The following is a 23,796-nucleotide window of genomic DNA, read 5'->3' as shown; positions in this document are numbered from 1 at the left end:
GCGGCCCGGCACCGTCACCGGACCCGTGCCAGCAACGCTAGGTCGGCCCCCGTTGCGGCCCCGTTGCGCGAGCCGGCCCCGTCAGCCCACCCGCAACCGCGCCGCACGGGCCAGGGCCTCGCCCCGGGCCGGGTCCCCCGGGGCGAGCCGGCGCAGCAGCTCCCGGGCCACCACCGGGTCCTCCCGCCCCTCGGGCGTACGGGCCCAGCGCAGCAGCGCGTCGTCGTCCTCGCCCTCGAGCACCGCCGTGCGCACGCTCATCAGCAGGTCCTCGCGCAGCTCCCGCACGGCCGGGGCCTCCGAGGCCGGGAGCACCGGTCCGCCCCAGGCCGCGACGGCGTCCCCGATCCGACCGGAGCGCACCGCGTCCCGGACGTCGAGCGCGTCGCAGCGCAGGCGTCCGGTGACGCGGTAGGGCGAGGGTGTGAGGCCCACCTGGCCCCCGGTCCGCTCGCCCAGCACCGCCCGCAGCCGGTGGATCTCCGCGCGCACCGAGACCGGCGCGAGGTCGCGCTCGTCGAGGTCGGCCGCGAGCTGCGCCGCGCTGGCCCCCGGCGCCGTGCCGCCGGCCGTCTCCGCCGCCAGCAGCAGGAGGAGGATCTCGCTGTGGCGCAGCGCGATCTGCCGTTCCAGACCGTCGAAGAGCAGGGTCGGGTCGCCCGGGCCCAGCACCCGCAGCATGGGCGCGGGCGGCGCGAGCCCCTCGCCCTGCCAGACCCGGCGACGGAGGTCGACGACGCGCAGCTCGGCCTCGACCGCGCTGACCGCGGCCCGGACCAGCTGCAGCGCCCGGTCGCGCCCGAGCTCGTCCCCCCCGGTCAGGTCCAGGACCCCGAGGACGTGCCCGGTCGAGGGGTCGCGCACGGGTGCCGCCGAGCACGACCAGCCGGCCACCGCGGTCGCGTAGTGCTCCGCGGAGCGGACCCGGACCGGGCGGCGCAGCTCCAGGGCCGTCCCCGGGGCGTTGGTGCCCGCGACGTCCTCGCTCCAGCGGGCGCCCTCCACGAAGCTCATGCGCTCCGCGGCCCGGCGCAGGCCGGGGTCGCCCTCGACCCAGAGCAACGTGCCGTCGGCGTCGCTGACCGCCATGAGGACGGGGACGCCGAGAGGTTCCTCGAGCAGGAGCCGGCGGGCCGTCGGCAGCACCGGCGACAACCGGTGCGCGTCGCGGCGCTCGCGCAGACCGGCCGCGGTGAGCCCCACCGGGGCCACGATGCGGTCCGGGTCCAGCCCGGTCCCCCGACTGCGCCACCAGGACGTGGACACCAGTTCCCGGGCGCCGGGCAGCGGTTGCCCGGTCTCGCCACGGGAGAAGTGCTGCAGCCAGTCCTCGCGTGCCGCGAGCAGCTGCGTGCGGACCGCCTCGGTTCCCATCCGTCCCGCCCCCCGGACCCTCGTCGTCGGGCCCTCGTCGTCGTCGACGCGCTCGACGGTAGGCCGAGCACGGCGGGGGCGACAAGCCACCCACGGCCCCCGGCCCACCGGATGGGAGCATTCGGCGCATGAGCGACGAGACGCCCCCCCAGGACGAGACGCCGGCCCCGCCGCGGCCCCTCACCCTGCGCGACCTGGCGTCCGGTCTGGCCGCTCCGACCAAGCGCCCCGTCACCACTCCCCGTCCTCTGCTGCCCCCCTCCCGTCTGGTGGAACTCGCCGAGTGGCTGCGGTCGGTGCAGGACGGGGCGGTCGCCGCCCCGGTACGCCGGCCGCGTCTGGTCGTGCTCGCCGGTGACCACGGGGTCGCCGCCGCCGGGATCTCCACCCGGCCCGTCGGCTGGACGGGGTCGGCGATCCGCGACCTGGTGGCCGGGCGCGGTCCGGTGGCCGCCCTGGCCGCCGAGGCCGGCGTCGAGGTCGCGGTCCACGCGCTGTCCCTGGACGAGGACGCCGACGACCTGCCCGAACCGGTCCGTCGGCACCGCTGCGGTCGCGGGAGCGGCGACGTCCGGCGGGGGGACGCCATGACCGCCGCCGAGGCCGAGGCGGCCGTCCGGGTGGGGGCGGGCATCGCCGACGACGAGATCGACGCCGGGGCCGACCTGCTGCTGCTGGGGCACCTCGGCACGGGGGGGACGACGGTCGCGGCCGGCCTGGTCGCCGCCTGCCTGCGCAAGGGGGCCGTCGACGTCGTCGGGCGCGGCAGCGGTGCCGGGATCGACGACGACACCTGGATGCGCAAGACGGCCGCCATCCGCGACGCCGTCCGCCGCAGCCGACCGTTCGCGACCCGTCCGGTCGTGCTGCTGCAGACCATCGGCAGTCCGGACCTGGCCGCCGCGGTCGGGCTGCTGGTGCGGGCCGCGACCCGGCGCACGCCCGTCCTCGTCGACGGCGTGATGGGCGTGGCGGCCGCGCTGGTCGCCTCCCGGGGGGTCCCCGGCGTCGAGAACTGGTGCCGGCTCGCGGCCCGGACCGCCGAGCCCGCGCTGGTCCTGGCTGCGGAGCGGTTGAAGCTGGAACCGTTGCTGGACCTGGGTGCCGGGCGCGGGGACGGGACCGGCACCCTGCTGGCCCTGCCGCTGCTCCGCGCGGCGCAGGTGCTCGCCGAGCTCGACCCGCAGCCGGAGCCCGACCCGCAGCTCGACCCGGAGCCCGACCCGCAGCCCGACCCGCAGCCCGACCCGCAGCCCGAGCCCACGCCCGCACCCCACCCGCAGCCCGAGCCCGCACCCGGACCCGAGCCCGGCGAACCCACCGGCACCGGCTGGGTGCCCGAGCCGGACGCGACTCCCGAGGACGCGCACGACACCGGGGCCGCCACCGACGCCGGGACCTCCGCCGACGGGAGCGGGCACCGCGTCCGCTCCTCCGCCGCAGGTGAGAACCACTCCCCCCAGGGGTGAGACCGGCGGCTCTGGTTAGTGTGGAGCGGTGCCGCAACTGACCCTGTCCACCAAGTCCGTCAAGAGCCTCTCCGCCGACGCCCTGTTGCTCGCGGTCGCCTCTCCGGAGGTGTCCGGCACCCCGGTCCCCGGTTCGTTCACCCCCGCCGCGCTGCTGGGGGCCGAGACGCTGCCCCGGGCCACGCGCGAGGCGCTGACCACCGCGATCGCGGACCTGCGGGTGACCGGACGGGCCGGTCAGGTCCAGCTCGTCGGCAACGTGCCCGGCGTCGCCGCCTCGCTCGTCGCGCTGACCGGGGTGGGGCCGCTCGCCGGGGCGGGGTCGACGGAAGGGGTGCGCCGGGCCGTGGGCGCCGCGGTCCGCACCCTCGCCGGCCGCGCCCGCGTCGTCGTCGCCGTCCCGCTGGCCGACACCGACGCCCTGGCCGCCGCCGCCGAGGGGGCCGCCCTCGGGGCCTACGCCTTCGAGAAGTACCGCCCGGCCCCGCAGGCCCCGGTGGCCGAGGTGGTCCTGGTCGCACCGGGGCTGCGGGACAAGGCCGCGAAGTCGGCGCTGGCCCGCGCCGAGGTGGTGGGGCGGGCGGTGCGGACGGCCCGTGACCTCATCAACACCGCTCCGGGCGACCTGGCCCCGGCCGACCTGGCCGAGGCGGCGCGGCGCACCGCGGCCGGCACCAAGCTCAAGGTCCGCGTCCTCGACGAGAAGCAGCTCGCCGCGGGCGGGTACGGCGGCATCCTGGGCGTCGGCCAGGGGTCCTCCCGCCCGCCGCGCCTGGTGGTGCTCGACCACCACCCGCGCGGGGCGTCGGCGCACCTCGCCCTGGTCGGCAAGGGGATCACCTTCGACTCGGGTGGCCTGTCCCTCAAGCCCGCCTCGGGCATGGAGACGATGAAGAGCGACATGTCGGGGGCGGCGGCCGTGCTGAGCACCCTGCGAGCCGTGGCCGACCTGAACCTGCCGATCCGCGTCACCGGGTGGCTGGCCATCGCCGAGAACATGCCCTCGGGCACCGCGATCCGTCCGTCCGACGTCCTCACCCTGCGCGGGGGCAAGACGGTCGAGGTCCTCAACACCGACGCCGAGGGGCGCCTGGTGCTGGCCGACGCCCTGGTGGCCGCCGCGGAGGAGAAGCCGACCCACGTCGTCGACGTCGCGACCCTGACCGGGGCGCAGGTGGTCGCGCTCGGCAACCGGGTCTCGGCCGTGATGGGCAACGACGACGCGTTCCGCGACGCCGTCCTGGCCGCCGCCGAGCGCAGCGGGGAGCAGTTCTGGCCCATGCCGCTGCCCGCCGAGCTGCGGCCCAGTCTGGACTCCACCGTCGCCGACATCGCCAACATCGGCGGCCGCGACGGGGGCATGCTGACGGCGGGCCTCTTCCTCAAGGAGTTCGTCGGCGAGCGGCCCGACGGGACCCCGCTGCCCTGGGCCCACCTCGACATCGCCGGTCCTTCCTTCCTGCAGGGACAGGCGCACGGGTACACGCACCCCGGGGGCACCGGTGTCGCGGTGCGCACGATGCTGGCGCTCGCGGAAGATCTCGCCCAGGGCTGATCCGTGCGGCACTCTTGACCCCGGTCACTCGTTCGGCGCAGCGGGCCGCCACGTCTCTCGGCGATCATGGCGAAAAGTTTTCCGTCGTTCTCGCCGCCGACAACGTTGCATCCGTCGAGGGGACCCGGGTCGACGGACGATTCCTGACGCCAGATCCATCCGAACGGGGGGTCTCGAACGGCCGAACGGTAGATCGGCGGGATCGTCTTCCCGGATGACGTGTGCACCGAGAGCTACAACATCTATGCTCTCCGTGACGGCGCGGACTTCGGCCCTGCCGCTGAGCAGTCCCGCCCCGCCCGACCGACCGGGTCCGTATCCATCTGGAGGCACCATGTCCCACCTGATCCGTACCGCTCGTCGTACCGCTCTGGGTGTCGCCGCGGCCGCCCTCGTCGCAGGTTCCGCCGTCGGCGTCGCCGGCTCGGCCTCCGCCGCCACGGTCACCCAGATCACGCCGCTCTCCTCCGTCTCCTCCGTCACCGCGGCCACGGTCGCGAAGAAGGAGGCCAAGAAGGAGGCGAAGAAGGAGTCGGCGGTCGACGCCAAGAAGGAGTCGTCCACCGACGCGAAGAAGGAGTCGGCCCCCCTCGCCAAGAAGGAGGCGAAGAAGGAGGCCAAGAAGGAGTCCTCCGTCACCGCCAAGAAGGAGAGCAAGAAGGAGGAGTGGCTGCGCTGACGCGGCCCTCCCCCGGCCCGTGAGGGCCGATCGCCCCTCCCCCGCAGCCCACCGGCCCGCCGTCCCCGGTCCGGTGGGCTGCGTCGCGCCCGGCGCCCGGCACCCCGCGACGCCGGATCGGGGGCGTGATGACAGAATCGCCGACGAGCGGTGGAGACACCCGGTCCGTCCAGAGCTCAGCAGTCCAACGTGGGGAGCGATCCGTGGCTGAAGCCGCGCAGGAGTACGACGTCGTCATTCTCGGAGGAGGCAGCGGCGGGTACGCCTGCGCGTTGCGCTCCGCGGAGCTGGGGTTGTCCGTGGCCCTGGTGGAGAAGGACCTGCTGGGAGGGACCTGCCTGCACCGCGGCTGCATCCCGACCAAGGCCCTGCTGCACGCGGCCGAGGTCGCCGACACCGCCCGCGAGTCCGAGACCTACGGCGTCCGGGCGACGCTCGAGGGCGTCGACATGGCCGGCGTCAACAAGTACAAGGACGGCGTCATCGCCCGGCTGCACAAGGGTCTGCAGGGCCTGGTCAAGTCGCGCAAGGTCGAACTGGTCGCCGGGGCGGGCCGGCTGGTGGCCAAGAACACCGTCGAGGTCGACGGCAAGCGCTACACCGGCAAGTCGGTCGTCCTGGCCTCCGGCTCCTACTCGCGCACCCTGCCGGGCCTGGAGATCGGCGGGCGGGTCATGACCAGCGAGCAGGCCCTCGGCCTGGACCACGTCCCCGACCGGGTGGTCGTGCTCGGCGGCGGGGTCATCGGCGTGGAGTTCGCGAGCGTCTGGCGCTCCTTCGGCGCGGAGGTCACCGTCGTCGAGGCGCTGCCCCACCTCGTGCCCCTGGAGGACGAGGTCATCAGCAAGGCGCTCGAGCGCGCCTTCCGCAAGCGCGGCATCGCCTTCTCCGTCGGCGTGCGGTTCTCCGGTGTCGAGCAGACCGACTCGGGCGTCACGGTCTCCCTGGAGAACGGCAAGTCCTTCGAGGCCGACCTGCTCCTGGTCGCCGTCGGGCGCGGCCCCAACACCGCCGGCCTCGGCTACGAGGAGCAGGGCGTGTCGATGGACCGCGGCTTCGTGCTCACCGACGAGCGCCTGCGCACCAACGTCGAGGGTGTCTACGCCGTCGGCGACATCGTCCCGGGTCTGCAGCTCGCCCACCGCGGTTTCCAGCAGGGCATCTTCGTGGCCGAGGAGATCGCCGGGCTCGACCCGACGCCGATCGACGAGACCGGCATCCCGAAGGTCACCTACTGCGAGCCGGAGATCGCCTCCGTCGGGCTCACCGAGGCCAAGGCCAAGGAGAAGTTCGGCGAGGTCGAGACGGTCGAGTACAACCTGGGCGGCAACGGCAAGAGCCAGATCCTCGGCACCGCGGGCTTCATCAAGCTCGTGCGGCAGAAGGACGGTCCGGTCGTGGGCGTGCACATGATCGGTTCCCGGATGGGTGAGCAGGTGGGCGAGGCCCAGCTGATCGTCAACTGGGAGGCCTACCCCGAGGACGTCGCCGCCCTCATCCACGCCCACCCCACCCAGAACGAGGCGATGGGCGAGGCGTTCCTGGCCCTCGCCGGCAAGCCCCTGCACTCGCACGCCTGAAACAGCTGAGGAGAAGAAGCCTGATGGCGAACACGGTCCAGATGCCGGCCCTCGGCGAGAGCGTCACCGAGGGCACCGTCACCCGCTGGCTGAAGTCGGTCGGGGACACCGTCGAGGTCGACGAACCGCTGCTCGAGGTCTCGACCGACAAGGTCGACACCGAGATCCCCTCGCCGTTCGCGGGCACCCTGCAGGAGATCCTGGTCGAGGAGGACGAGACCGTCGACGTCGGCGCCGACCTGGCCCGCATCGGCGACGGCGCCGCTCCGGAGTCGGGCGGCTCGGACGCGCCGGCCGAGGAGACCTCCGCCCAGGAGGCCCCGGCCGAGGAGCCCGCCGCCGAGCAGGCGTCCGCGCAGCCGGAGCCGGAGGAGTCCACCCCGGCTCCGTCGTCGAGCGGGTCCGGCGGGTCCGGCGGGTCCGGCGGCGAAGCCGTCACCATGCCCGCGCTCGGCGAGAGCGTCACCGAGGGCACCGTCACCCGCTGGTTGAAGTCGGTCGGGGACGCCGTCGAGATCGACGAACCCCTGCTCGAGGTCTCGACCGACAAGGTCGACACCGAGATCCCCTCCCCCGTGGCCGGCACGTTGCTGGAGATCCTCGTGGGCGAGGACGAGACCGTCGCCGTGGGGGCCGAGCTAGCCCGCGTCGGTGACGGGTCCGCCCCGTCCTCCTCCGGGGACTCCACGGGCTCGGCGTCCGCGGGCTCCTCGTCCGCGGACTCCTCCTCGGAGTCGCCCTCGACCCCGGAGTCGTCGTCCGGCGAGGAGACCCTCGCCGACGAGGCCGAGGAACGCGCCGCGGCCGAGAAGCAGGCGGAGGCCTCGACCCAGCCGAGCTCGGGCGCCGACAAGGAGCCCGAGGCGGCCCCGGCGAAGACCTCGACCGCGGTCCAGTCGCCCGCCGCCGCGCCCGCCGCGCCGACGAGCGAGGACAAGCCTGCCGAAGCGACCGGTGGCAGCACCTACGTCACGCCCCTGGTCCGCAAGATGGCCAAGGACCTCGGGGTCGACCTCTCCTCGGTCACCGGTACCGGGGTCGGTGGACGCGTCCGCAAGCAGGACGTGCAGGAGGCCGCCGACCAGGCCAAGAAGGCGGCCGAGGCCGCCTCCGCGCCGGCGCCGGCGCCGGCGGCCGGGAAGCCGGCCGGGGGCGGCAAGCCGGCCCCGACCGTCGAGGTGTCCGCCAAGCGCGGGACCACCGAGAAGATGACGCGCCTGCGCAAGATCATCGCCAAGAAGATGGTCGAGTCGCTGCAGACGAGCGCCCAGCTGACGACCGTCATCGAGGTCGACGTGACCAGGGTCGCGCGACTGCGGGCCCGGGCCAAGGACTCGTTCCAGGCCAACGAGGGCGCGAAGCTGACGTTCCTGCCGTTCTTCGTCAAGGCCGCGGTCGAGGCGCTCAAGCAGCACCCCTCGCTCAACGCCAGCATCGACGGCGAGAACATCGTCTACCACGCCTCCGAGAACATCTCGATGGCCGTGGACACGCCGAAGGGGCTCATCACCCCGGTTATCCGCGACGCGGGCGACCTGAACCTGGGTGGCCTGGCCCGCAAGATCGGTGACCTCGCGGCCCGGACCCGGGCGAACAAGATCACCCCCGACGACCTCGCGGGTGGCACGTTCACCATCACCAACACGGGCAGCATCGGGGCCCTTTTCGACACCCCGATCCTGAACACCCCGCAGGTCGGGATCCTCGGCACGGGGACGATCGTCAAGCGGCCCGTCGTGCTCACCGACGCCGACGGCCAGGAGACCATCGCGATCCGGTCGATGATGTACCTGTCCCTGTCCTACGACCACCAGATCGTCGACGGGGCCGACGCCGCCCGCTTCCTGCAGACCATCAAGAAGCGCATCGAGGCCGGCGAGTTCGAGGGTGACCTCGGGCTCTGACCCCCTCTCCCACCGCGCCCCGGGATCCGTCGTGGATCTCGGGGCGCGGTGCGTCGCGGGCCGTGTGAGGGTGCCTGCGTGCGCATCGTCATCAGCGGCGCCGGCGGGCTCGTCGGTCGTCACCTCGTCCCCCACCTGCGTGGTCGCGGCCACACCGTCCTCACCCTCGTCCGGCGCCCGGAACGCTCGCCCGAGGAGATCCGCTGGGACCCGGCCACGGGTGACCTGGACCCCCGTCGGCTCGCGGGCGTGGACGCGGCGGTCAACCTGTCCGGCGCCGGCGTCGGGGACAAGCGGTGGACCGACGCCTACAAGCGCGAGATCCTCGCCTCCCGCGTCGACTCGACCCGGACCCTGGTCTCGGCGCTGCTGGCCCAACCGGAGCCGCCGCGCGTGCTCGTCAACGCCTCGGCCATCGGGGCCTACGGCGAGGGCGGTGACGCGGTCCTCGACGAGGACGCCCCCTGGGGGGAGGACTTCCTCGCGGGGGTCGTGCGGCGGTGGGAGGCGGCGACCGCGCCGGCCGAGGCCGCCGGGATCCGGGTGGCGCTCGCCCGCACGGGCCTGCTGGCCGATCCCGACGGCGGTGCCTTCGGCCGGCTGCTCCCGCTGTTCAAGGTGGGCCTGGGTGGCCGTCTCGGTGACGGGCGGGCCTGGTGGAGCCTGATCTCGCGACCCGACGAGCTCGCCGCGCTGACCCACCTGGTCGAGGGCGACCTGGCCGGCCCGGTGAACCTGGTCTGCCCGGCCCCCGCCCACAACGCGATGGTGACGCGCTCGCTCGGGGCCGCCCTGAACCGCCCCACGGTCCTGGCCGTCCCGGGGCCCGCCCTGAAACTCGCGCTCGGTGAGTTCGCCGAGACCGTGCTGGCCAGCCAGCGGGTGGTCCCCGCGCGGTTGCTCGCCGACGGGTTCACCTTCACCCACGCCGACTCCGCGGCGGTCACGGGCTGGTTGGCCCGGGCCGCGGCCTGAGCGCCGGGCTCACCCGGCGGAGCTGATCCGCCACTCCCCCTCGACGCGCACGAGGGTCAACCGCGAGGGCGTCGGCGGGGTGGCCGCGACCGTCGTGATCCCCTCCGGGCCGACGACCTCGTGGGCCGCGGTCGCGACCCGGGCGAGGACCACCGCCCGGTCCGGACCCGCCGTCTCGACCTCGACGTCGGCGACGTCGAAGCCCAGCCCGCGGTAGCGCCGGCCCGAGTCCCGGACCTCCGCCACCAGGGCGGCGTCGGCCAGCAGCGCCGGGGAGCCGCCGACGTCCACCCCGCTGAGCCCCGTCTCGTCGACCGCCTCGAGGACGGCCGCGCGACGGATCGCGAGTTCGCGCACGACCGCGGTCAGGTCCGAACCCGTGAGGACCGTGCGGCCGGGCTCGTCCACGACCTCCGCCGCGGCCGGGTCCCCGGGCACCGTTCCCGCGGACACCGTCCCCACGGACACCGTTCCCGCGGACACCGACGGCGTGGACACCGACGGCGTGGACACCGACGGCGTGGACACCGACGGCGTGGACACCGACGGCGTGGACACCGACGGCGCGGACCCGGACGTCGCCGTCCTGGTCCCCCGCGCCGCCGTGGTCGACGAGACCGACGGCGAGGGCGCCACCCGGGCCGCGTCGTGCGTCCCCACCCCCATCGCGGCACTCGTGGACGGACCCGGTCGATCGCCGCCGGCGTTCCGGAGGGCTGCGCCGGTCCCGACCGCCCCGAGCGCCACCGCTCCGACGGCCAACCCCACGACGGCCGCGCGGCCCGGACGCCACCCGGTGGCGCTCCGCCTCGCCCCGACCCGCGGCCGCCCCGACCGCGGGCTCCCGCCGCCGACCGAGGCACGCGAGCGGTGGCCGTGACGCGTGCCGGCCGAGGCCGCGCCCGACGGGTCGGTGACCGACGGTTCCGGGACCGGCCGGGGGCCGACGTCCACCCGACGGGTGCCCGCGAAGCGCGAGCGGAGCGCGTCGTCGGCGGGGTCCCCGGCCACCTCCGGGGGCGCCGTCACGCCGGACGGGCGCGACCCCGCACCCGCACCCGGTCGGGTCCCGGCCACGAGCCGGACGGGGCGGGGCCGGGCGCAGGCCAAGGCCGCCGTGGCCAGCTCACCCGGCGTCGGTCGGCGCGAGGGACGCCCGTGCAGGCCCTCGCGGAGCACGTCCAGCAGTGCCGCGGACGTCCCCGGGGGCAGCGTGGCGCGGGAGTCCCTCAGCTCCGCCCGTCCCGGACCGCGCGGACCGGTCCCCGGGGCCGACCCGGTCAGCGCCGCCCAGGCGACGGCGGCGAGGCCGTAGACGTCCCCGGCCGCGTCCACCCGACCGTCGGCGACCGCCGCGGGATCGCAGAACCCCGGTGTCGCGAACAGGCTGCCGGGGCGTCGACTCAACGCGCGGGCGACGCCGAGGTCGGCCAGCACGGCCTCGCCCGCGGCGTCGAGGAGCACGTTGCCGGGGGCCAGGTCCCCGTGCACGATCCCGGCGGAGTGCAGTTCCTCCAACGCCGGTCCGAGGGCCTCCAGCAGGCCCACGACCTCACCCACCGCCAGCCGCCCCCGGTGGCGCAGCAGGGCGGCGAGACTGCCGCCGGCCAGGAGGTCGAGCACGAGGACGGGGCGCCCGTACCCGTCCCGGGCGATGTCGTGGACGGCCACCACCCGGGGGTGGCGGACCCGGCGCAGCGCCCCCAGCTCGCGCAGCACCCCGCCCTCGACGTCGGCCGTCCCCGTCGCCGCCTCCGGGGCCCCCGGCTCCGACCCGCCCGGGGTGCCGGCATCGGCCGGGTCGTGCAGGACCTTGAGCGCCCGGGCGACGCCGTCCGGCCCGGTGCCGGTCCAGACCGCACTGCTGGAGCCGACACCCAGCAGGTCGCCGAGGGTGTAGCCGTCCACCCGCGGCACCGGCCGCGACGCCGCCGTCCCGGCGTCGATCGACGCGCCCGTTCCGTCCACCCGCCCAGCCAACCGCAGATCGGTCCCGACCCCCCGGCGTTGTCCACAGGCCCGGGTCCGCGGGCCGAGGAGAGCACGACGCGAGACGCCAAGGTCAGGGCGCGTCGTCGGGGATGCCCACTAGTCTGCTGAGGGTGATCTCCAGCGCGGCCGCCCTGCCCTCCTCCGCCGAAGTCGTCGTCGTGGGGGCCGGTGTCGCCGGTCTCGCCTGCGCCCGTCACCTGGACGCCGCCGGTCTGGGCGTGGTCGTGGTCGAGGCCGCCCGCACGGTCGGCGGTCGGGTGCGCAGCGAGGTCGTGGGCAACTTCCGCGTCGACCGCGGCTTCCAGCTCCTGAACCCGGCCTACCCCGAGGTGCGCCGCGTCCTCGACCTCGAGGCCCTGCGCCTGCAGACCTTCGACGCCGGGGTCGCCGTGGCCCGCGACGGGGTGGTCTCCACCGTGCGCGACCCCCGCCGTCACCCGCTGTCGCTGGTCAAGGCCCTGCGCTTCCCCATCGGCGACACGGCCGAGAAGGTCGCCGCGGTCCGCTGGGCGCTGGGGGCCGGGTCGGCCAGGAGCCTGCGCGCCGAGGACGGCCCGTGGGGCGAGGCCCTCGACGACGCCGAGATCGACGGGGAGCTGCGCGAGCAGGTCATCGAGCCGTTCCTCGCCGGGGTGCTCGGCGAGGCCGACGGGTCCACCTCGCGCCGCTTCGTCGACCTGCTGCTCAAGAGCTTCCTGCGCGGGACCCCCGGGTTGCCGGCCCGCGGGATGCAGGCCGTCCCGGACCAGCTGGCCAAGGGGCTCCCCCGGGGCAGCATCGTGACCGGGGTCGAGGTCAGGCACGCCGGTCACGGACCGCGCTCGCTGGTCGTGGAGACCACCGAGGGCGGGCTCACCGCCGACGCCATCGTCGTCGCCACCGACGCCGCCGCGGCCGCCCACATCGTGCACGCCCCGGAACTGCCCCCGGCCCGCGGGCTCTCGACGTTCTGGTACGCAACGCTCAACTCCCCCGTCCCGCACGAACGGGCCAAGCTCCTGCACCTCGACGGCGACCGCAGCGGCCCTGTCGTCAACACCGCCGTGGTCTCCGAGGTCGCCCCGAGCTACGTGGTGACCGACAGCGAGCGCCGCTCGCTGGTCTCCGCGCAGACGCTGGGGGCGGACACGTCCGCGGCCACGGAGGCCGCGGTGCGCGCCCAGCTGGGGCGCATCTACTCCGAGGACACCTCGGCGTGGTCGCTGGTCGCCGCGCACGAGATCCCCGAGGCGCTGCCCGTGGTGCCGGCCCCCTTCACCGGGCCCAAGCCGGTGTCGCTCGGCGAGGGCATCTACCTGGCCGGTGACCACCGGGAGAACGCCTCGCTGCAGGGCGCCCTCGTCTCGGGTCGGCGGGCCGCGGACGCGCTCGTCGCCGACCTGCGCCAGGGCCGCCGTGCCGGCTGAGGCACCCACGATCCTCGCGACCTCCGGTGGTTTCCGCCGCGGTCCGCGCGGGTTGGAGTTCTCCCCCCTGCTGCGGCACGGGCTGGACCTGGCCGGGCGACCGGGTGCGGATCGGCGGTCGCGGGTGACCTACCTCGGTACCGCGGGCGGGGACCAGCGCTCGGCGGCGGCCGAGGTGCACGCGGCCGGCGCTCGCGCCGGCGTCGAGGTCACCGTCCTCGACCTGTTCCCGATGCCCTCGGTCGACGACGTCGCCGCGACCCTGCTGGGCTCCGACCTGGTCTGGGTCGGGGGCGGTTCGGTGGCCAACCTGCTGGCGGTCTGGCGCGTGCACGACCTGCCCGGGCATCTGCGTGCGGCCTGGGAGGCGGGTGTGGTGCTGGGCGGGGTCAGCGCCGGCTCGATCTGCTGGTTCCGCGGGGGCACGACGGACTCCTACGGTCCCGAACTGCGTCCGGTGACCGACGCCCTCGCGTTCCTGCCCTACGGCAACGGCGTCCACTACGACTCCGAGTCCCGTCGTCGGCCCCTGGTGCACCGGCTGGTGGCCGAGCAGGTGCTGCCCACGACGCACTGCACCGACGACGGCGTGGGCCTCGTCTACCGGGGCACCGAGCTGGTCGAGGCGGTCTCCGACGTCGCGGGCGCGGGCGCCTACGTGGTCGAGCGGGGGGCCGACGGCCGGGCGGCCGAGCGTCGACTCGCGGTCCGCCGGCTGGGCTGATCTGCTCCGCCGCCGAGCGCGCCCGCGTGGCCCGGCGCGACGTAACCTGACGCCATGCAGGTGGTCAGGCTGGGGCTGGGCGAGCAGGTGCAGGACTACCGCGAGACCTGGGAGCAGCAGCGTCGCCTGCACGCCGAGGTCGCCGCCGGGGAGCGCCCGGACACCGTGCTGCTGCTGGAGCACGCGCCGGTCTACACCGCGGGCAAGCGCACGAACTCCTGGGAGCGGCCGACCGACGGCACGCCCGTCGTCGACGTCGACCGCGGCGGGCGCATCACCTGGCACGGTCCGGGGCAGCTCGTCGGGTACCCGCTCGTCCGGCTGCAGGAGCGTCTCGACGTGGTCGGCTACGTCCGGCGGCTGGAGCAGCTGCTCATCGACGTGGTCGCCAAGCTCGGGGTCGCGGGCTACCGGGTGCCCGAACGGACCGGGGTCTGGGTCGCCCACGACGCCGCCGACGTGCCCGAGGGGTGGCGGGCCGAGCGCAAGCTGGCCGCGATCGGGGTCCGCGTCGCGCGGGGCGTCACCATGCACGGCTTCGCCCTCAACTGCGACACCGACCTGCAGGGTTTCGGGGCGATCGTCCCCTGCGGCCTGCCCGACGCGGGCGTCACCTCGTTGAGCGCCGAGACCGGGCGCCGCGTGCGGGTCACCGAGGCCGCCGACCTCGTCGAGGCCCTCCTCCCCACCGCCGACCTCCCCGGTTGACCTCCCACCCCCCACCTCCCCCGTGATCAAGGAGTTGCTCCCTTCCGCCGCGACGGGGGCGCTCCGGCCGACGACCGCGGGGTCTGGCAATCTCGGACGGTGACCACCGCCGACCTGCTGCCCGGTACCGTCCGCGCCCTCGACCTCGCGCTCGCCCGGGCCCAGGCCACCTCGCGGTTGCCGTCGGTGAGCGCCGGGCTGGTGCGCGGCGGACGTCTGGTCTGGTCGGGCACGCGGGGCACGACGGGGATCGACGCGCCGACGAACGGGCTGCCGGGACCCTCGACGCAGTACCGCATCGGTTCGATCACCAAGACGTTCGTCGCGGTCGGGGTGCTCAAGGCCGTCGAGGACGGCCTGGTCGGGCTGGAGGACCGGATCGGCGCGCACCTGCCGGAGATCGACGCCCTGCCCGCGGGCGGCATTGGTCATCTCACGGTCGGGCAGCTGCTCGGCCAGGCGTCGGGGATCCAGGCGGAGACCGACGGTCCCTGGTGGGAGCGGACCCCCGGGGGCGACTTCGCGGCGCTGCTGCCCCTGCTCGGTCCGGGCGCCCTGCGCCACCGGCCCGGCACCCGGTTCCACTACTCCAACGTCGGCTTCGCGGTGCTCGGCGAGCTGCTCGGCCGCTTGCGCGGGGCGGCCTGGCACGAGGTGGTCCGGACCGAGCTGCTGCAGCCGCTCGGCATGACCCGCACGACCCTGCGCCCCGACGGTGAGCACGCGCGGGGCCTGGCCGTGCACCCCTGGGCCGACGTCGTGCTGCCCGAGCCGGAGCACGACGCGGGGGCGATGGCTCCGGCCGGTCAGCTCTGGTCGACCGTCGAGGACCTGGCCCGCTGGTCGACCGTGGTCGCCGGGACCTCCGGCCTGCTGAGTCCGGCCACGGTGGCGGAGATGCGCCGCCCGCAGAGCGTCGACGACGCCCGCAACGCCGCCTGGTCGGTCGGGTACGGACTGGGCTGGCAGCTGTGGAACGTCGACGGGCGCCGCCACGCCGGGCACTCGGGGTCCATGCCGGGATTCGTCGCCATGCTGCGCGTCGACGTGGAGTCCGGCGACGGGGTGCTCGCCCTGACCAACACCACGACCGGGTTCGGCGACCTGCCGGCGACCCTGCTGCGCACCCTGGCCGAGACCGAACCGCCCCTGCCCGCTCCCTGGACGCCGCGGCCGGTGGCCGACGACGTCCTGGAGCTGGTCGGTCCCTGGTACTGGGGTCCGGCCGCGCTGACCGTCCGCTCCCGCGCCGACGGCGGGTTCGACCTCGGCGGCCTGGCCGGCCGCGGACGGGCGTCGCGGTTCGTCCGGGCCACCGACGGCGACGGGTGGGTCGGGCTCGACGAGTACTACGCCGGGGAGCGGCTGCGCCCGGTCCGCGGGGCCGACGGCACCGTCTCGCACCTGGACCTGGCCAGCTTCCGGCTGACCCGCTCCCCCTACGACCCGGACGCCGACGTCCCCGGCGGGGTCGACGGGGCAGGGTGGGGTTCGGGGGCCTGAGCCGACGGGGCGACGTAAACTCGTCCGGTGACCATCGCACCGGAAGGCCGGCGCATGCTGCGCGTCGAGGCGCGCAACGCCGAGACGCCCATCGAACGCAAACCGGCCTGGATCCGCACCAAGGCCAAGACCGGCCCCGACTACACCGAGCTCAAGGGCCTGGTGAAGACCGGCGGCCTGCACACGGTGTGCGAGGAGGCGGGCTGCCCCAACATCTACGAGTGCTGGGAGGACCGCGAGGCCACGTTCCTCATCGGCGGTTCCGACTGCACCCGCCGTTGCGACTTCTGCCAGATCGACACGGGCAAGCCCGAGCCGCTGGACCGGGACGAGCCGCGCCGTGTCGCCGAGAGCATCCGGACGATGGGTCTGCGCTACGCGACCATCACCGGGGTCGCCCGCGACGACCTCGAGGACGGCGGCGCCTGGCTCTACGCCGAGACCATCCGGCAGGTCCACGAGCTGAACCCGGGCACCGGGGTGGAGATCCTCGTCCCCGACTTCAACGGGGTGCCGGGGCTGCTGCAGCAGGTGTTCGACGCCGCCCCCGAGGTCTTCGCCCACAACGTCGAGACGGTTCCGCGCATCTTCAAGCGCATCCGCCCGGCGTTCCGCTACGAGCGCTCCCTCGACGTGATCACCCAGGGCCGGGACGCCGGGCTGGTCACCAAGTCCAACCTCATCCTGGGGATGGGCGAGACCGACGAGGAGGTGCTGCAGGCGCTGCAGGACCTGCACGACGCGGGCACCGACATCATCACGATCACCCAGTACCTGCGTCCGAGTCCTCGTCACCACCCGGTCGAGCGCTGGGTGAAGCCCGAGGCGTTCGTCGACTTCTCCGAGGCGGCGACGGAGATGGGCTTCTCGGGGGTCATGGCGGGTCCGCTGGTCCGCTCCTCCTACCGCGCGGGGCGGCTGTGGGCGCAGGCGATGCGTCGCCGCGGCGTCGAGATCCCCGAGCACCTCGCGCACCTGGACAAGGAGATGGCGGCCGCGCAGGAGGCCAGCAGCCTGCTGCGGCGCTGAACCCGCCAGCGGCCCCCCCACGGTCCCACCACCGTCCCGCCACCGCCCCCGTCGGAGCCGTCCGGTGGGCGCGGCGCGCCGGGTCCGCCGCGCCGTATCCTGACCCGCATGGCTCGCCGCACCGACTCCACGACCCCCGGACGGAAGGACCCCTCCGGGGCCCCCGCGCCGAAGAAGCAGCGCTTCAAGCGCATCCGTCAGATCAAGGCCGTCTACCAGATGACGGTGAAGGCGGACCCGGCCACCAAGTGGTGGCTGCTGCTGGCGGTCGGTGCGCCGCTGCTGATCTCGGTCGTCGTCGGCATCGCGAGCGGTCACTGGATCTACTTCCCGCTGCTGGGGGTCCTGCTGGCCCTGCTGGCCGGGATGTTCGTCCTGGGCCGACGCGCCGAGCGGGCCGCCTACCTCTCCATCGCCGGGGAGAAGGGGGCCGCCGGGGCCGCGCTCAACTCGATCCGCCGCGGGTGGGTCGTGGACCAGGAGCCGGTGGCCTTCGACACCCGCACCAAGGACATGGTCTTCCGCGCGACCGGGCGCGGGGGGATCGTCCTCGTCGGTGACGGGCCGCCCGCCCGGGTGAAGAAGCTGCTCGAGGCCGAGCGCCGCAAGGTGGCCCGCGTGGTGCCCAACGTGACCACCCACCTGTTCACCGTCGGCGACGGCGGCGGCGAGAACGAGATCCCGTTGGCCAAGGTCGCCTCCAAGGTCCAGCGCCTCAAGCCGGTCCTCACCAAGCAGGAGGCGGCCGCGGTCCGTCAGCGGCTGCAGGCGCTCACCGGGATTCGCCCGCCGGTCCCCCAGGGCGTCGACCCGATGCGGGCCCGCCCGGACCGCAAGGCCATGCGCGGGCGCTGAGCCCACCGCCCCCCGGAGCCGTCGAGGTCAGCGTCGTAGGACGACGACCTCGGCGGCTTTGTCGTGCAGACCGCGTCGGTCGTGGTCGTAGACGACCGCGGGGATGACCAGGAGCAGCAGCAGGGTCCGCAGCGACCCCCGCAGCAGCCCGACGGGTCGCCCGTCGAGCCGGCGCACCGCGATGCCGGCGACGAAGTGGCCGATGCTGAACCCGAGGGTGCTGACCAGCAGCACGTGCATGAGCCCGAACACGAGCAGGGGGCCGAGCTCCGGGCCGAGGACGTCGCCGAGCAGCACCCGCCCGATCAGCGAGGCGAGCACCCAGTCCACGGCGATGCCGAAGACCCGTCGCCCCCAGCCGGCGACGGAGCCGGGCCCCTGCTCCGGCAGACCGAGCCGCACCCCGGCGGCGGGCCACTGCTGATCGTCGGGTCGGTCCTGCGCACCTCGGGCCACGCCCCGAGACTAACCGCCGGCGATCGTGGCGCCCGACCCGACGATCGACGCCCTCCCAGACCTCGGTAACCTCGGGGAAACGTCGGCGACACGGGTGCGCAACACGGCCCCCCTAGCGTCGGCGCGGTCCCACGGCGGCTCATCGGAGCCGAAACCGTCGATGGAGGTTGGATGTTCAGCAACTCCGAAGAGATCCTGAAGTACATCAAGGACGAGGGTGTCAAGTTCTTCGACATCCGCTTCTGCGACCTTCCGGGTGTCATGCAGCACTTCACGCTCCCCGCGGAGTCGGTCGACGCGGACGCGCTGGTCGAGGGTCAGATGTTCGACGGGTCCTCGATCCGCGGCTTCCAGGCCATCCACGAGTCGGACATGAAGCTCATCGCCGACCCGACCTCGGCGTTCGTGGACCCGTTCCGCAAGGAGAAGACGCTCGTCGTCAACCACTCCATCGTGGACCCGTTCACCGACGAGGCCTACAGCCGCGACCCGCGCAACATCGCGATGAAGGCCGAGCAGCACCTCAAGAGCACCGGCATCGCCGACACCGTGTACTTCGGGGCCGAGGCCGAGTTCTACATCTTCGACGACGTGCGCTTCGAGACCTCCCCGCAGGCCTCCTATTATCACATCGACTCCATCGAGGCCGCGTGGAACACGGGCCGCAAGGAGGAGGGCGGGAACCTCGGGTACAAGACCCGGTTCAAGGGTGGGTACTTCCCCGTCCCGCCGATCGACCACTTCGCCGACCTGCGCGACGAGATGGTCGTGGAGCTGACCAAGGCCGGGCTGAGCGTCGAGCGCGCCCACCACGAGGTCGGCACCGCCGGCCAGGCCGAGATCAACTACCGGTTCGACACCCTGAAGAACGCGGCCGACCAGCTGCTGCTCTTCAAGTACATCATCAAGAACGTCGCGCTCCGCAATGGCAAGACCGTGACGTTCATGCCCAAGCCGCTGTTCGGCGACAACGGGTCCGGCATGCACTGCCACCAGTCGCTGTGGAAGGACGGTTCGCCGCTCTTCTACGACGAGAAGGGCTACGGCGGCCTGTCCGACATGGCCCGCTGGTACATCGGCGGTCTGCTGCACCACGCGCCCTCGCTGCTGGCCTTCACCAACCCGACGGTGAACTCGTTCCACCGTCTGGTCCCGGGCTTCGAGGCGCCGGTCAACCTGGTCTACTCGGCCCGTAACCGCTCGGCCTGCATCCGCATCCCGATCACCGGTTCCAACCCGAAGGCCAAGCGTCTCGAGTTCCGCGTGCCGGACCCGTCGGCGAACCCCTACCTGGCGTTCTCCGCGCAGCTCATGGCGGGCCTGGACGGCATCAAGAACCGCATCGAGCCGGCCGACCCGATCGACAAGGACCTCTACGAGCTCCCGCCCGAGGAGCACGCCAACATCAAGACGGTCCCGTACTCGCTGCCCGCCGTTCTCGACAAGCTCGAGGAGGACCACGACTACCTCACCGAGGGTGGCGTGTTCACCGAGGACCTCATCGAGACCTGGATCGACTACAAGCGCACCAACGAGGTCGACCCGATCCGGCTGCGTCCGCACCCGCACGAGTTCGAGCTCTACTACGACATCTGATCGGCGGGTCCCCCGGACCCTCGGTCAAGTCGCCTGACGGCGGCCGACCCGGACACGCTCGTGTGGTCCGGGTCGGCCGCCGTCGTCGTTCTCCCCGGTGCTCGCCGGGTCCTCAGCCGGGCAGGAGGACCGGCGCGGATGCCGGACGGGCCCGCAGCACGACGTCGTCGACCACGTCGAGCACCGTCCCGGAGGCCGTGCGCACCCGCAGCCGCGGACCGGTGGCCCCGGCGGCCACGGCGGCTCCGACCCAGGCGGCGACGACCGCGAGGTCGGTGGTTCCCGCGTCGTGGAGGACACCGGCCGCAGCCGGCGGCACCCCGCCGTCGAGGATGTCCGCGACCGTCTCCCGGTCGAGGCCGTCCAGCGCGTCAGCGCGGAGGTCGCGTTCGTCAGCGCCTCGCGACACGAACGCGGTCACGACGCTGCGCTGCGCCGGGCCGGGCGCCCGCAGCGCGGCGAGGGCGGGGAGCGCCGGCGCACCGGGCGGGAGCACGACCAGGACCCGCGCCGAACTCGGGGTCGCGTCGACCGCCTCGAGGACGTCCGCGGCCCCGGCGGCCCGCAGCACGACGTCGGCCCATTCCCGCTCGGGCGGTCCGGGAACCCCGCACAGCACCGCGACCCGACGGGTGGGCAGCGTCTCCCCCTCCGGTCCGGGTGCGCACGACCCCGCCAGCGGCGGCAGGCCGTGCTCGGCGACGAGCCGGGCCCAGCCGGGCACGGCGGCCCAGAGCTCCGTGACGGTCGCGGCGACGCGCACGGCCCCGGTGGGCGAGGCCACGGTCCAGCCCGCCCCGGCGGGGCTCACCTGGACCAGGACCCCGACCCGGCGGCACCAGGCCGTCACGGACGCGGCGACCGCGGCGCGGGCCCGCGGTCCGACGACCAGCCCCGAGGCCCAGTCGCGGTCCCGGGCCGCGCCGCACCCTCCGCACATCAGGGCATCACGTCGCCGGAGTTGGGGCCGAGCACCTGCCCGACGTAGAGGTTTCCGCCGGGATCGCTGGCCAGCAGGACCGCCGTGGGCGCGATCTCGGCCGGCGTGCCGAACCGGCCGAGGGGCAGCTCGGCCCGTTTCGCACGCTTCCAGTCCTCGCTGATCCCGGCGACCATCGGCGTCTCGACCGGCCCCGGGGCGATGGCGTTCACCAGCACACCGGCCGGTGCGACCTCCCGGGCCAGGGCCTTGGTCAACCCGATGACGCCGGCCTTGGCCGCGCTGTAGTGGGTCAGGCCCACACCGCCCTTGATGCCGAGCTGCGAGGCGATGCTGATGATGCGCCCGCCTCCGGCCGCCAGCATCGAGGGCAGCACGGCGCGGCAGGTGAGGAAGACCCCGGTGAGGTCCACGTCCACGGTCCGCCGCCACTGGGCGAGCGACATCTCGGCGAGCGGGCTCTCGTCCAGCACCCCGGCGCTGTTGACCAGGACGTCGATGCGCCCGTGCTCGGCCAGCACCCGCCCGACCGCCGTCGTGACCGAGGCCTCGTCGGCCACGTCCAGGGTCACCGTCGAGGCGACGCCCTCGGCCGACCGGACCAGAGCCTCGCCGTCGCGGTCGGCCGCGACCACCGCGGCTCCCTCGGCGGCGTAGGCCTCTGCGATGGCCGCGCCGATCCCGCTGGCCGCCCCCACGACGAGCGCGACCCGGCCGGCCAGCGCTCCCCCGGCACCGGTCCCCGCGCTCACGCGGGCATCCGCACGGTGAGGCCGCCGTCGACCACGAGTTCCTGGCCGGTGACGTAGCCGGCGTCGGGCCCGGTGAGGAAGCGGATGACCGTGGCCACCTCCTCGGCGCGCCCGACCCGCCCCCACGGGATGCCCGCCCCGGCCGCACGCAGCCCCTCCGGTCCGAGGGAGTTCACCGGGTCGCTGGACTGCGGCGTCTCGATCAACCCCGGGACCACCGTGTTGACCCGGATCCCGCGGGGGGCGAGCTCGACGGCCAGGCTGCGGCACAGCCCGATCACGCCGGCCTTGGCCGCGCCGTAGTGGGCGTGGTCCCCCCACCCGTAGACGCCTCCGGCGATGGAGGAGACGGCGACCATCGCGCCCCCGTGCCCCATCCGGGCCGCGGCCGAGCGCAGCGTGCGCAGGACCCCGGTGAGGTCGACGGAGACGAGGTCGTCCCACGCGGAGTCGCTCAGCTCCGCCAGGGGTGCCTTGCGCAGCACCCCCGCGGCGGCGACGGCGACGTCGAGGCGCCCCCACTCGTCGACGGCCCGCTGCGCGAAGGCCTCGACCTGCGCGCTGTCGCGCACGTCCACCTCCACGACGACGCACTCGCCGCCGACCGCGCGGACCCGGGCGGCCGTCTCCTGCGGGTCGTGGGGGTCACCCGGGAAACTCCCCACGACCACCCGGACGCCGTGCTCGGCGTAGGCGACCGCGAGGGCGGCGCCGATCCCGCTGGCCCCGCCGGTGACCAGGGCCACCCGCGGTTCGTGACGGTCGGCGGCGGGTGCGTCGGCGGCCATCAGTGCGTGGCCACCGCGGTCGCGCCGACCGGGACCAGTTCGGGGTCGATCGACTCCAGGACCGCGACGCGGCGGCAGAAGAGCATCGCCACGGTCGAGACCAGGATCCCGCCGGCCCCGACCCACAGGGCGGCCGCCGACCAGGAGGTGCCGGCCGCGAGCAGCGCGGTCACGGTGATGCCGGCGACGATGGCACCGGGCTGGCTCATGGCACCCAGGAAGGTCGCCCCGGTGGCCCGGCAGTCGGTGTCGTAGCACTCGCCCATGAGGAACAGCAGGGCGGCGTACGGGCCGACCAGGAAGAACATGCCCATCGAGTACAGGACGACGGTCATGACCGTCCCCGTCTGCAGGGTCAGCATGAGCGTGAAGGCGACCGTGGAGACGAACCACCCGACGACGATCACGTTGCGGCGGCCGAACCGGTCGCCCGCCCAGCCGTGGAAGAGGTACCCGGTGAACGCCACGACGTTGATGATGATGAACATGCCGAGAGCCGAGGCGAAGTCCACGCCCTTGGCCTGGACCAGGACGCTGGTCCCCAGGACGCTGAACACCTGGATGCCGAACCAGTTGAAGATCCAGGCCAGGGAGAGCGCGATGGTGTTGCGGCGGGCGGCCGGCGCGAAGATCTGGCGCAGCGGGGTGTGTTCCGGCGCCTCGAGCTCGTACTCGGCGGCCAGGCTGCGGGCCTCCTCGGTGCGACCCTCCTTGACCAGGGTGCGCAGCCGGGACGCGATCTGGAACTGCGGGGTCTCCTTGAGCGTGCGGCGCAGCAGCAGGATGACGATGGCGGGGAAGGTGGCCAGCAGGAAGCACCCGCGCCATCCGACGACCGGCAGCAGCAGGGCCGCGAACGCGGCGGCGAGCAGCGTGCCCAGCGGCCAGCCGCCCTGGACGATGCTGTAGACGAACCCGCGCCGCTTCTTGATGGCCGCGTCCTCGGAGACCGCGTAGATCTCGTTGAGGTAGGTGGTGTTGACCGACTGCTCGGCCAGACCCAGTCCGCCGAGGGAACGGACGGCCACCAGGTAGGCGGGGTTGAAGGTGAGCGCGGTCAGCCCCGACGCGACGGCCGTGCCGGCCACCGTGATGAGCATGCCGCGGCGGCGGCCGAGGCGGTCGACCAGCGGGCCGACCCCGAGCACGACGAAGGCGGTCCCGATGGAGATGAGGGTCGCGACACCGGTGGCGGTGGCGGCCGACCAGGTGAAGTCGGCCTGCAGCGCGGGCAGCAGGGTCCCGAACAGGATGAAGTCGTAGACCGCGAACACCCACGCCATCAGGGCGAACAGGGTTCCCTTGCGGGTCTCCCGGACGGACACGAGGTGGCGCCGCCAGGGGTTGGTGGTGGGGCCGGTCCCGGCGGGGGTACCCGCGGTGGGCGGGACGGTGGACTCGGGGACGTTCATCGAGGGTCCTCTCGGGGGGCGTCGATCGACGGGGCGGGGCGGAGGGTGGGAAGAACCGGGAGCGGGAACGGCTGCGCCGGAACGAGACGGAGGAACCAG

Annotated in this window: 20 protein-coding genes; 13 read left to right on the top strand and 7 right to left on the bottom strand. The window is 74.4% G+C overall.

The features are described 5' to 3' along the window. Positions 1 to 81 precede the first annotated feature (81 nt). A complete protein-coding gene (locus ACFFKU_RS11215; protein WP_380137916.1) occupies positions 82 to 1,374 on the bottom strand; it encodes a GAF domain-containing protein in 1,293 nt (430 codons plus the stop codon). A 128-nt stretch (positions 1,375 to 1,502) separates the two neighbouring features. Here ACFFKU_RS11215 and ACFFKU_RS11210 point away from each other — a divergent pair, with 128 nt between their 5' ends. The 6 genes from ACFFKU_RS11210 (at position 1,503) to ACFFKU_RS11185 (ending at position 9,536) form a co-directional block, all read left to right on the top strand. Beyond that, entirely contained in the window at positions 1,503 to 2,843 is a 1,341-nt protein-coding gene (locus tag ACFFKU_RS11210) for a nicotinate-nucleotide--dimethylbenzimidazole phosphoribosyltransferase (protein ID WP_380137915.1), read from the top strand. A 28-nt stretch (positions 2,844 to 2,871) separates the two neighbouring features. Further along, entirely contained in the window at positions 2,872 to 4,398 is a 1,527-nt protein-coding gene (locus ACFFKU_RS11205; protein ID WP_380137913.1) for a leucyl aminopeptidase, read from the top strand. A gap of 334 nt (positions 4,399 to 4,732) precedes the next feature. Beyond that, on the top strand, positions 4,733 to 5,077 hold the full coding sequence (locus ACFFKU_RS11200; RefSeq protein WP_380137912.1) for a hypothetical protein: 345 nt from the start codon (positions 4,733 to 4,735) through the stop codon (positions 5,075 to 5,077). A gap of 128 nt (positions 5,078 to 5,205) precedes the next feature. Beyond that, positions 5,206 to 6,657 (top strand): dihydrolipoyl dehydrogenase, encoded by a 1,452-nt coding sequence (lpdA, locus tag ACFFKU_RS11195; protein WP_380138089.1) that lies wholly within the window; start codon positions 5,206 to 5,208, stop codon positions 6,655 to 6,657. Between the two features lie 23 nt (positions 6,658 to 6,680). Next, on the top strand, positions 6,681 to 8,561 hold the full coding sequence (sucB, locus tag ACFFKU_RS11190) for a 2-oxoglutarate dehydrogenase, E2 component, dihydrolipoamide succinyltransferase (RefSeq protein WP_380137911.1): 1,881 nt from the start codon (positions 6,681 to 6,683) through the stop codon (positions 8,559 to 8,561). A gap of 78 nt (positions 8,562 to 8,639) precedes the next feature. After that, a complete protein-coding gene (locus ACFFKU_RS11185) occupies positions 8,640 to 9,536 on the top strand; it encodes a TIGR01777 family oxidoreductase (protein WP_380137909.1) in 897 nt (298 codons plus the stop codon). A gap of 9 nt (positions 9,537 to 9,545) precedes the next feature. Here the strand turns inward: ACFFKU_RS11185 and ACFFKU_RS11180 are convergent, their stop codons facing one another. Beyond that, the gene (locus tag ACFFKU_RS11180; protein ID WP_380137907.1) at positions 9,546 to 11,444 is read right to left on the bottom strand and encodes a serine/threonine-protein kinase; all 1,899 of its coding nucleotides are present in this window, start codon (positions 11,442 to 11,444) and stop codon (positions 9,546 to 9,548) included. A 194-nt stretch (positions 11,445 to 11,638) separates the two neighbouring features. Here ACFFKU_RS11180 and ACFFKU_RS11175 point away from each other — a divergent pair, with 194 nt between their 5' ends. From ACFFKU_RS11175 to ACFFKU_RS11150, 6 genes are all read left to right on the top strand, one after another. Next, positions 11,639 to 12,934, top strand: coding sequence for an FAD-dependent oxidoreductase (locus ACFFKU_RS11175; protein ID WP_380137906.1), 1,296 nt, complete (start codon positions 11,639 to 11,641; stop codon positions 12,932 to 12,934). Further along, entirely contained in the window at positions 12,924 to 13,658 is a 735-nt protein-coding gene (locus ACFFKU_RS11170) for a Type 1 glutamine amidotransferase-like domain-containing protein (RefSeq protein ID WP_380137904.1), read from the top strand. The genes ACFFKU_RS11175 and ACFFKU_RS11170 overlap by 11 nt, the downstream gene beginning before the upstream one ends. 54 nt (positions 13,659 to 13,712) lie before the next feature. Continuing rightward, positions 13,713 to 14,366: a lipoyl(octanoyl) transferase LipB gene (lipB, locus tag ACFFKU_RS11165; RefSeq protein ID WP_380137903.1), complete on the top strand. Its 654-nt coding sequence runs from the start codon at positions 13,713 to 13,715 to the stop codon at positions 14,364 to 14,366. Positions 14,367 to 14,465: 99 nt separating this feature from the next. Further along, positions 14,466 to 15,869 carry a serine hydrolase domain-containing protein gene (locus ACFFKU_RS11160; protein ID WP_380137901.1) on the top strand — a complete coding sequence of 468 codons (1,404 nt, stop codon included), beginning with the start codon at positions 14,466 to 14,468 and terminating at the stop codon, positions 15,867 to 15,869. Between the two features lie 27 nt (positions 15,870 to 15,896). Further along, complete coding sequence (gene lipA / locus ACFFKU_RS11155; protein WP_380137900.1) at positions 15,897 to 16,898, top strand: lipoyl synthase; 1,002 nt, start codon at positions 15,897 to 15,899, stop codon at positions 16,896 to 16,898. Positions 16,899 to 17,006: 108 nt separating this feature from the next. Then, positions 17,007 to 17,753 (top strand): DUF4191 domain-containing protein, encoded by a 747-nt coding sequence (locus ACFFKU_RS11150; protein WP_380137899.1) that lies wholly within the window; start codon positions 17,007 to 17,009, stop codon positions 17,751 to 17,753. 27 nt (positions 17,754 to 17,780) lie between these two features. Here ACFFKU_RS11150 and ACFFKU_RS11145 read toward each other — a convergent pair whose 3' ends face one another. Next, positions 17,781 to 18,209 (bottom strand): RDD family protein, encoded by a 429-nt coding sequence (locus ACFFKU_RS11145; protein ID WP_380137897.1) that lies wholly within the window; start codon positions 18,207 to 18,209, stop codon positions 17,781 to 17,783. A gap of 171 nt (positions 18,210 to 18,380) precedes the next feature. Between ACFFKU_RS11145 and glnA the strand changes: the two genes are divergently transcribed. Then, positions 18,381 to 19,805 (top strand): type I glutamate--ammonia ligase, encoded by a 1,425-nt coding sequence (gene glnA, locus ACFFKU_RS11140; protein ID WP_380137895.1) that lies wholly within the window; start codon positions 18,381 to 18,383, stop codon positions 19,803 to 19,805. A 112-nt stretch (positions 19,806 to 19,917) separates the two neighbouring features. Here the strand turns inward: glnA and ACFFKU_RS11135 are convergent, their stop codons facing one another. From ACFFKU_RS11135 to ACFFKU_RS11120, 4 genes are read right to left on the bottom strand one after another with little or no spacing between them, the layout of a single operon-like run. Then, the gene (locus tag ACFFKU_RS11135) at positions 19,918 to 20,745 is read right to left on the bottom strand and encodes a hypothetical protein (protein WP_380137893.1); all 828 of its coding nucleotides are present in this window, start codon (positions 20,743 to 20,745) and stop codon (positions 19,918 to 19,920) included. Next, positions 20,745 to 21,497, bottom strand: a complete 753-nt coding sequence (locus ACFFKU_RS11130) for an SDR family NAD(P)-dependent oxidoreductase (protein WP_380137892.1) — start codon at positions 21,495 to 21,497, stop codon at positions 20,745 to 20,747. The genes ACFFKU_RS11135 and ACFFKU_RS11130 overlap by 1 nt, the downstream gene beginning before the upstream one ends. Then, the gene (locus ACFFKU_RS11125; RefSeq protein ID WP_380137891.1) at positions 21,494 to 22,285 is read right to left on the bottom strand and encodes an SDR family NAD(P)-dependent oxidoreductase; all 792 of its coding nucleotides are present in this window, start codon (positions 22,283 to 22,285) and stop codon (positions 21,494 to 21,496) included. The genes ACFFKU_RS11130 and ACFFKU_RS11125 overlap by 4 nt, the downstream gene beginning before the upstream one ends. Continuing rightward, complete coding sequence (locus ACFFKU_RS11120) at positions 22,285 to 23,697, bottom strand: MFS transporter (RefSeq protein WP_380137890.1); 1,413 nt, start codon at positions 23,695 to 23,697, stop codon at positions 22,285 to 22,287. The genes ACFFKU_RS11125 and ACFFKU_RS11120 overlap by 1 nt, the downstream gene beginning before the upstream one ends. Positions 23,698 to 23,796 lie beyond the last annotated feature (99 nt).

The sequence above is a fragment of the Kineococcus gynurae genome (assembly GCF_042433995.1).
Taxonomy (GTDB): Bacteria; Actinomycetota; Actinomycetes; order Actinomycetales; family Kineococcaceae; genus Kineococcus; species Kineococcus gynurae.
Note: the sequence above shows the minus strand (reverse complement) of the source record. Positions and strands in the feature narration are given on the sequence as shown.

What these genes read in the sequence shown, in the direction of transcription:
- ACFFKU_RS11215 (WP_380137916.1), bottom strand. Translation starts at nt 1,374, where the DNA reads ATGGGAACCGAGGCGGTCCGCACGCAGCTGCTCGCGGCACGCGAGGAC.
- ACFFKU_RS11210 (WP_380137915.1), top strand. Translation starts at nt 1,503, where the DNA reads ATGAGCGACGAGACGCCCCCCCAGGACGAGACGCCGGCCCCGCCGCGG.
- ACFFKU_RS11200 (WP_380137912.1), top strand. Translation starts at nt 4,733, where the DNA reads ATGTCCCACCTGATCCGTACCGCTCGTCGTACCGCTCTGGGTGTCGCC.
- lpdA (WP_380138089.1), top strand. Translation starts at nt 5,206, where the DNA reads ATGACAGAATCGCCGACGAGCGGTGGAGACACCCGGTCCGTCCAGAGC.
- sucB (WP_380137911.1), top strand. Translation starts at nt 6,681, where the DNA reads ATGGCGAACACGGTCCAGATGCCGGCCCTCGGCGAGAGCGTCACCGAG.
- lipB (WP_380137903.1), top strand. Translation starts at nt 13,713, where the DNA reads ATGCAGGTGGTCAGGCTGGGGCTGGGCGAGCAGGTGCAGGACTACCGC.
- ACFFKU_RS11150 (WP_380137899.1), top strand. Translation starts at nt 17,007, where the DNA reads ATGGCTCGCCGCACCGACTCCACGACCCCCGGACGGAAGGACCCCTCC.
- glnA (WP_380137895.1), top strand. Translation starts at nt 18,381, where the DNA reads ATGTTCAGCAACTCCGAAGAGATCCTGAAGTACATCAAGGACGAGGGT.
- ACFFKU_RS11135 (WP_380137893.1), bottom strand. Translation starts at nt 20,745, where the DNA reads ATGTGCGGAGGGTGCGGCGCGGCCCGGGACCGCGACTGGGCCTCGGGG.
- ACFFKU_RS11125 (WP_380137891.1), bottom strand. Translation starts at nt 22,285, where the DNA reads ATGGCCGCCGACGCACCCGCCGCCGACCGTCACGAACCGCGGGTGGCC.
- ACFFKU_RS11120 (WP_380137890.1), bottom strand. Translation starts at nt 23,697, where the DNA reads ATGAACGTCCCCGAGTCCACCGTCCCGCCCACCGCGGGTACCCCCGCC.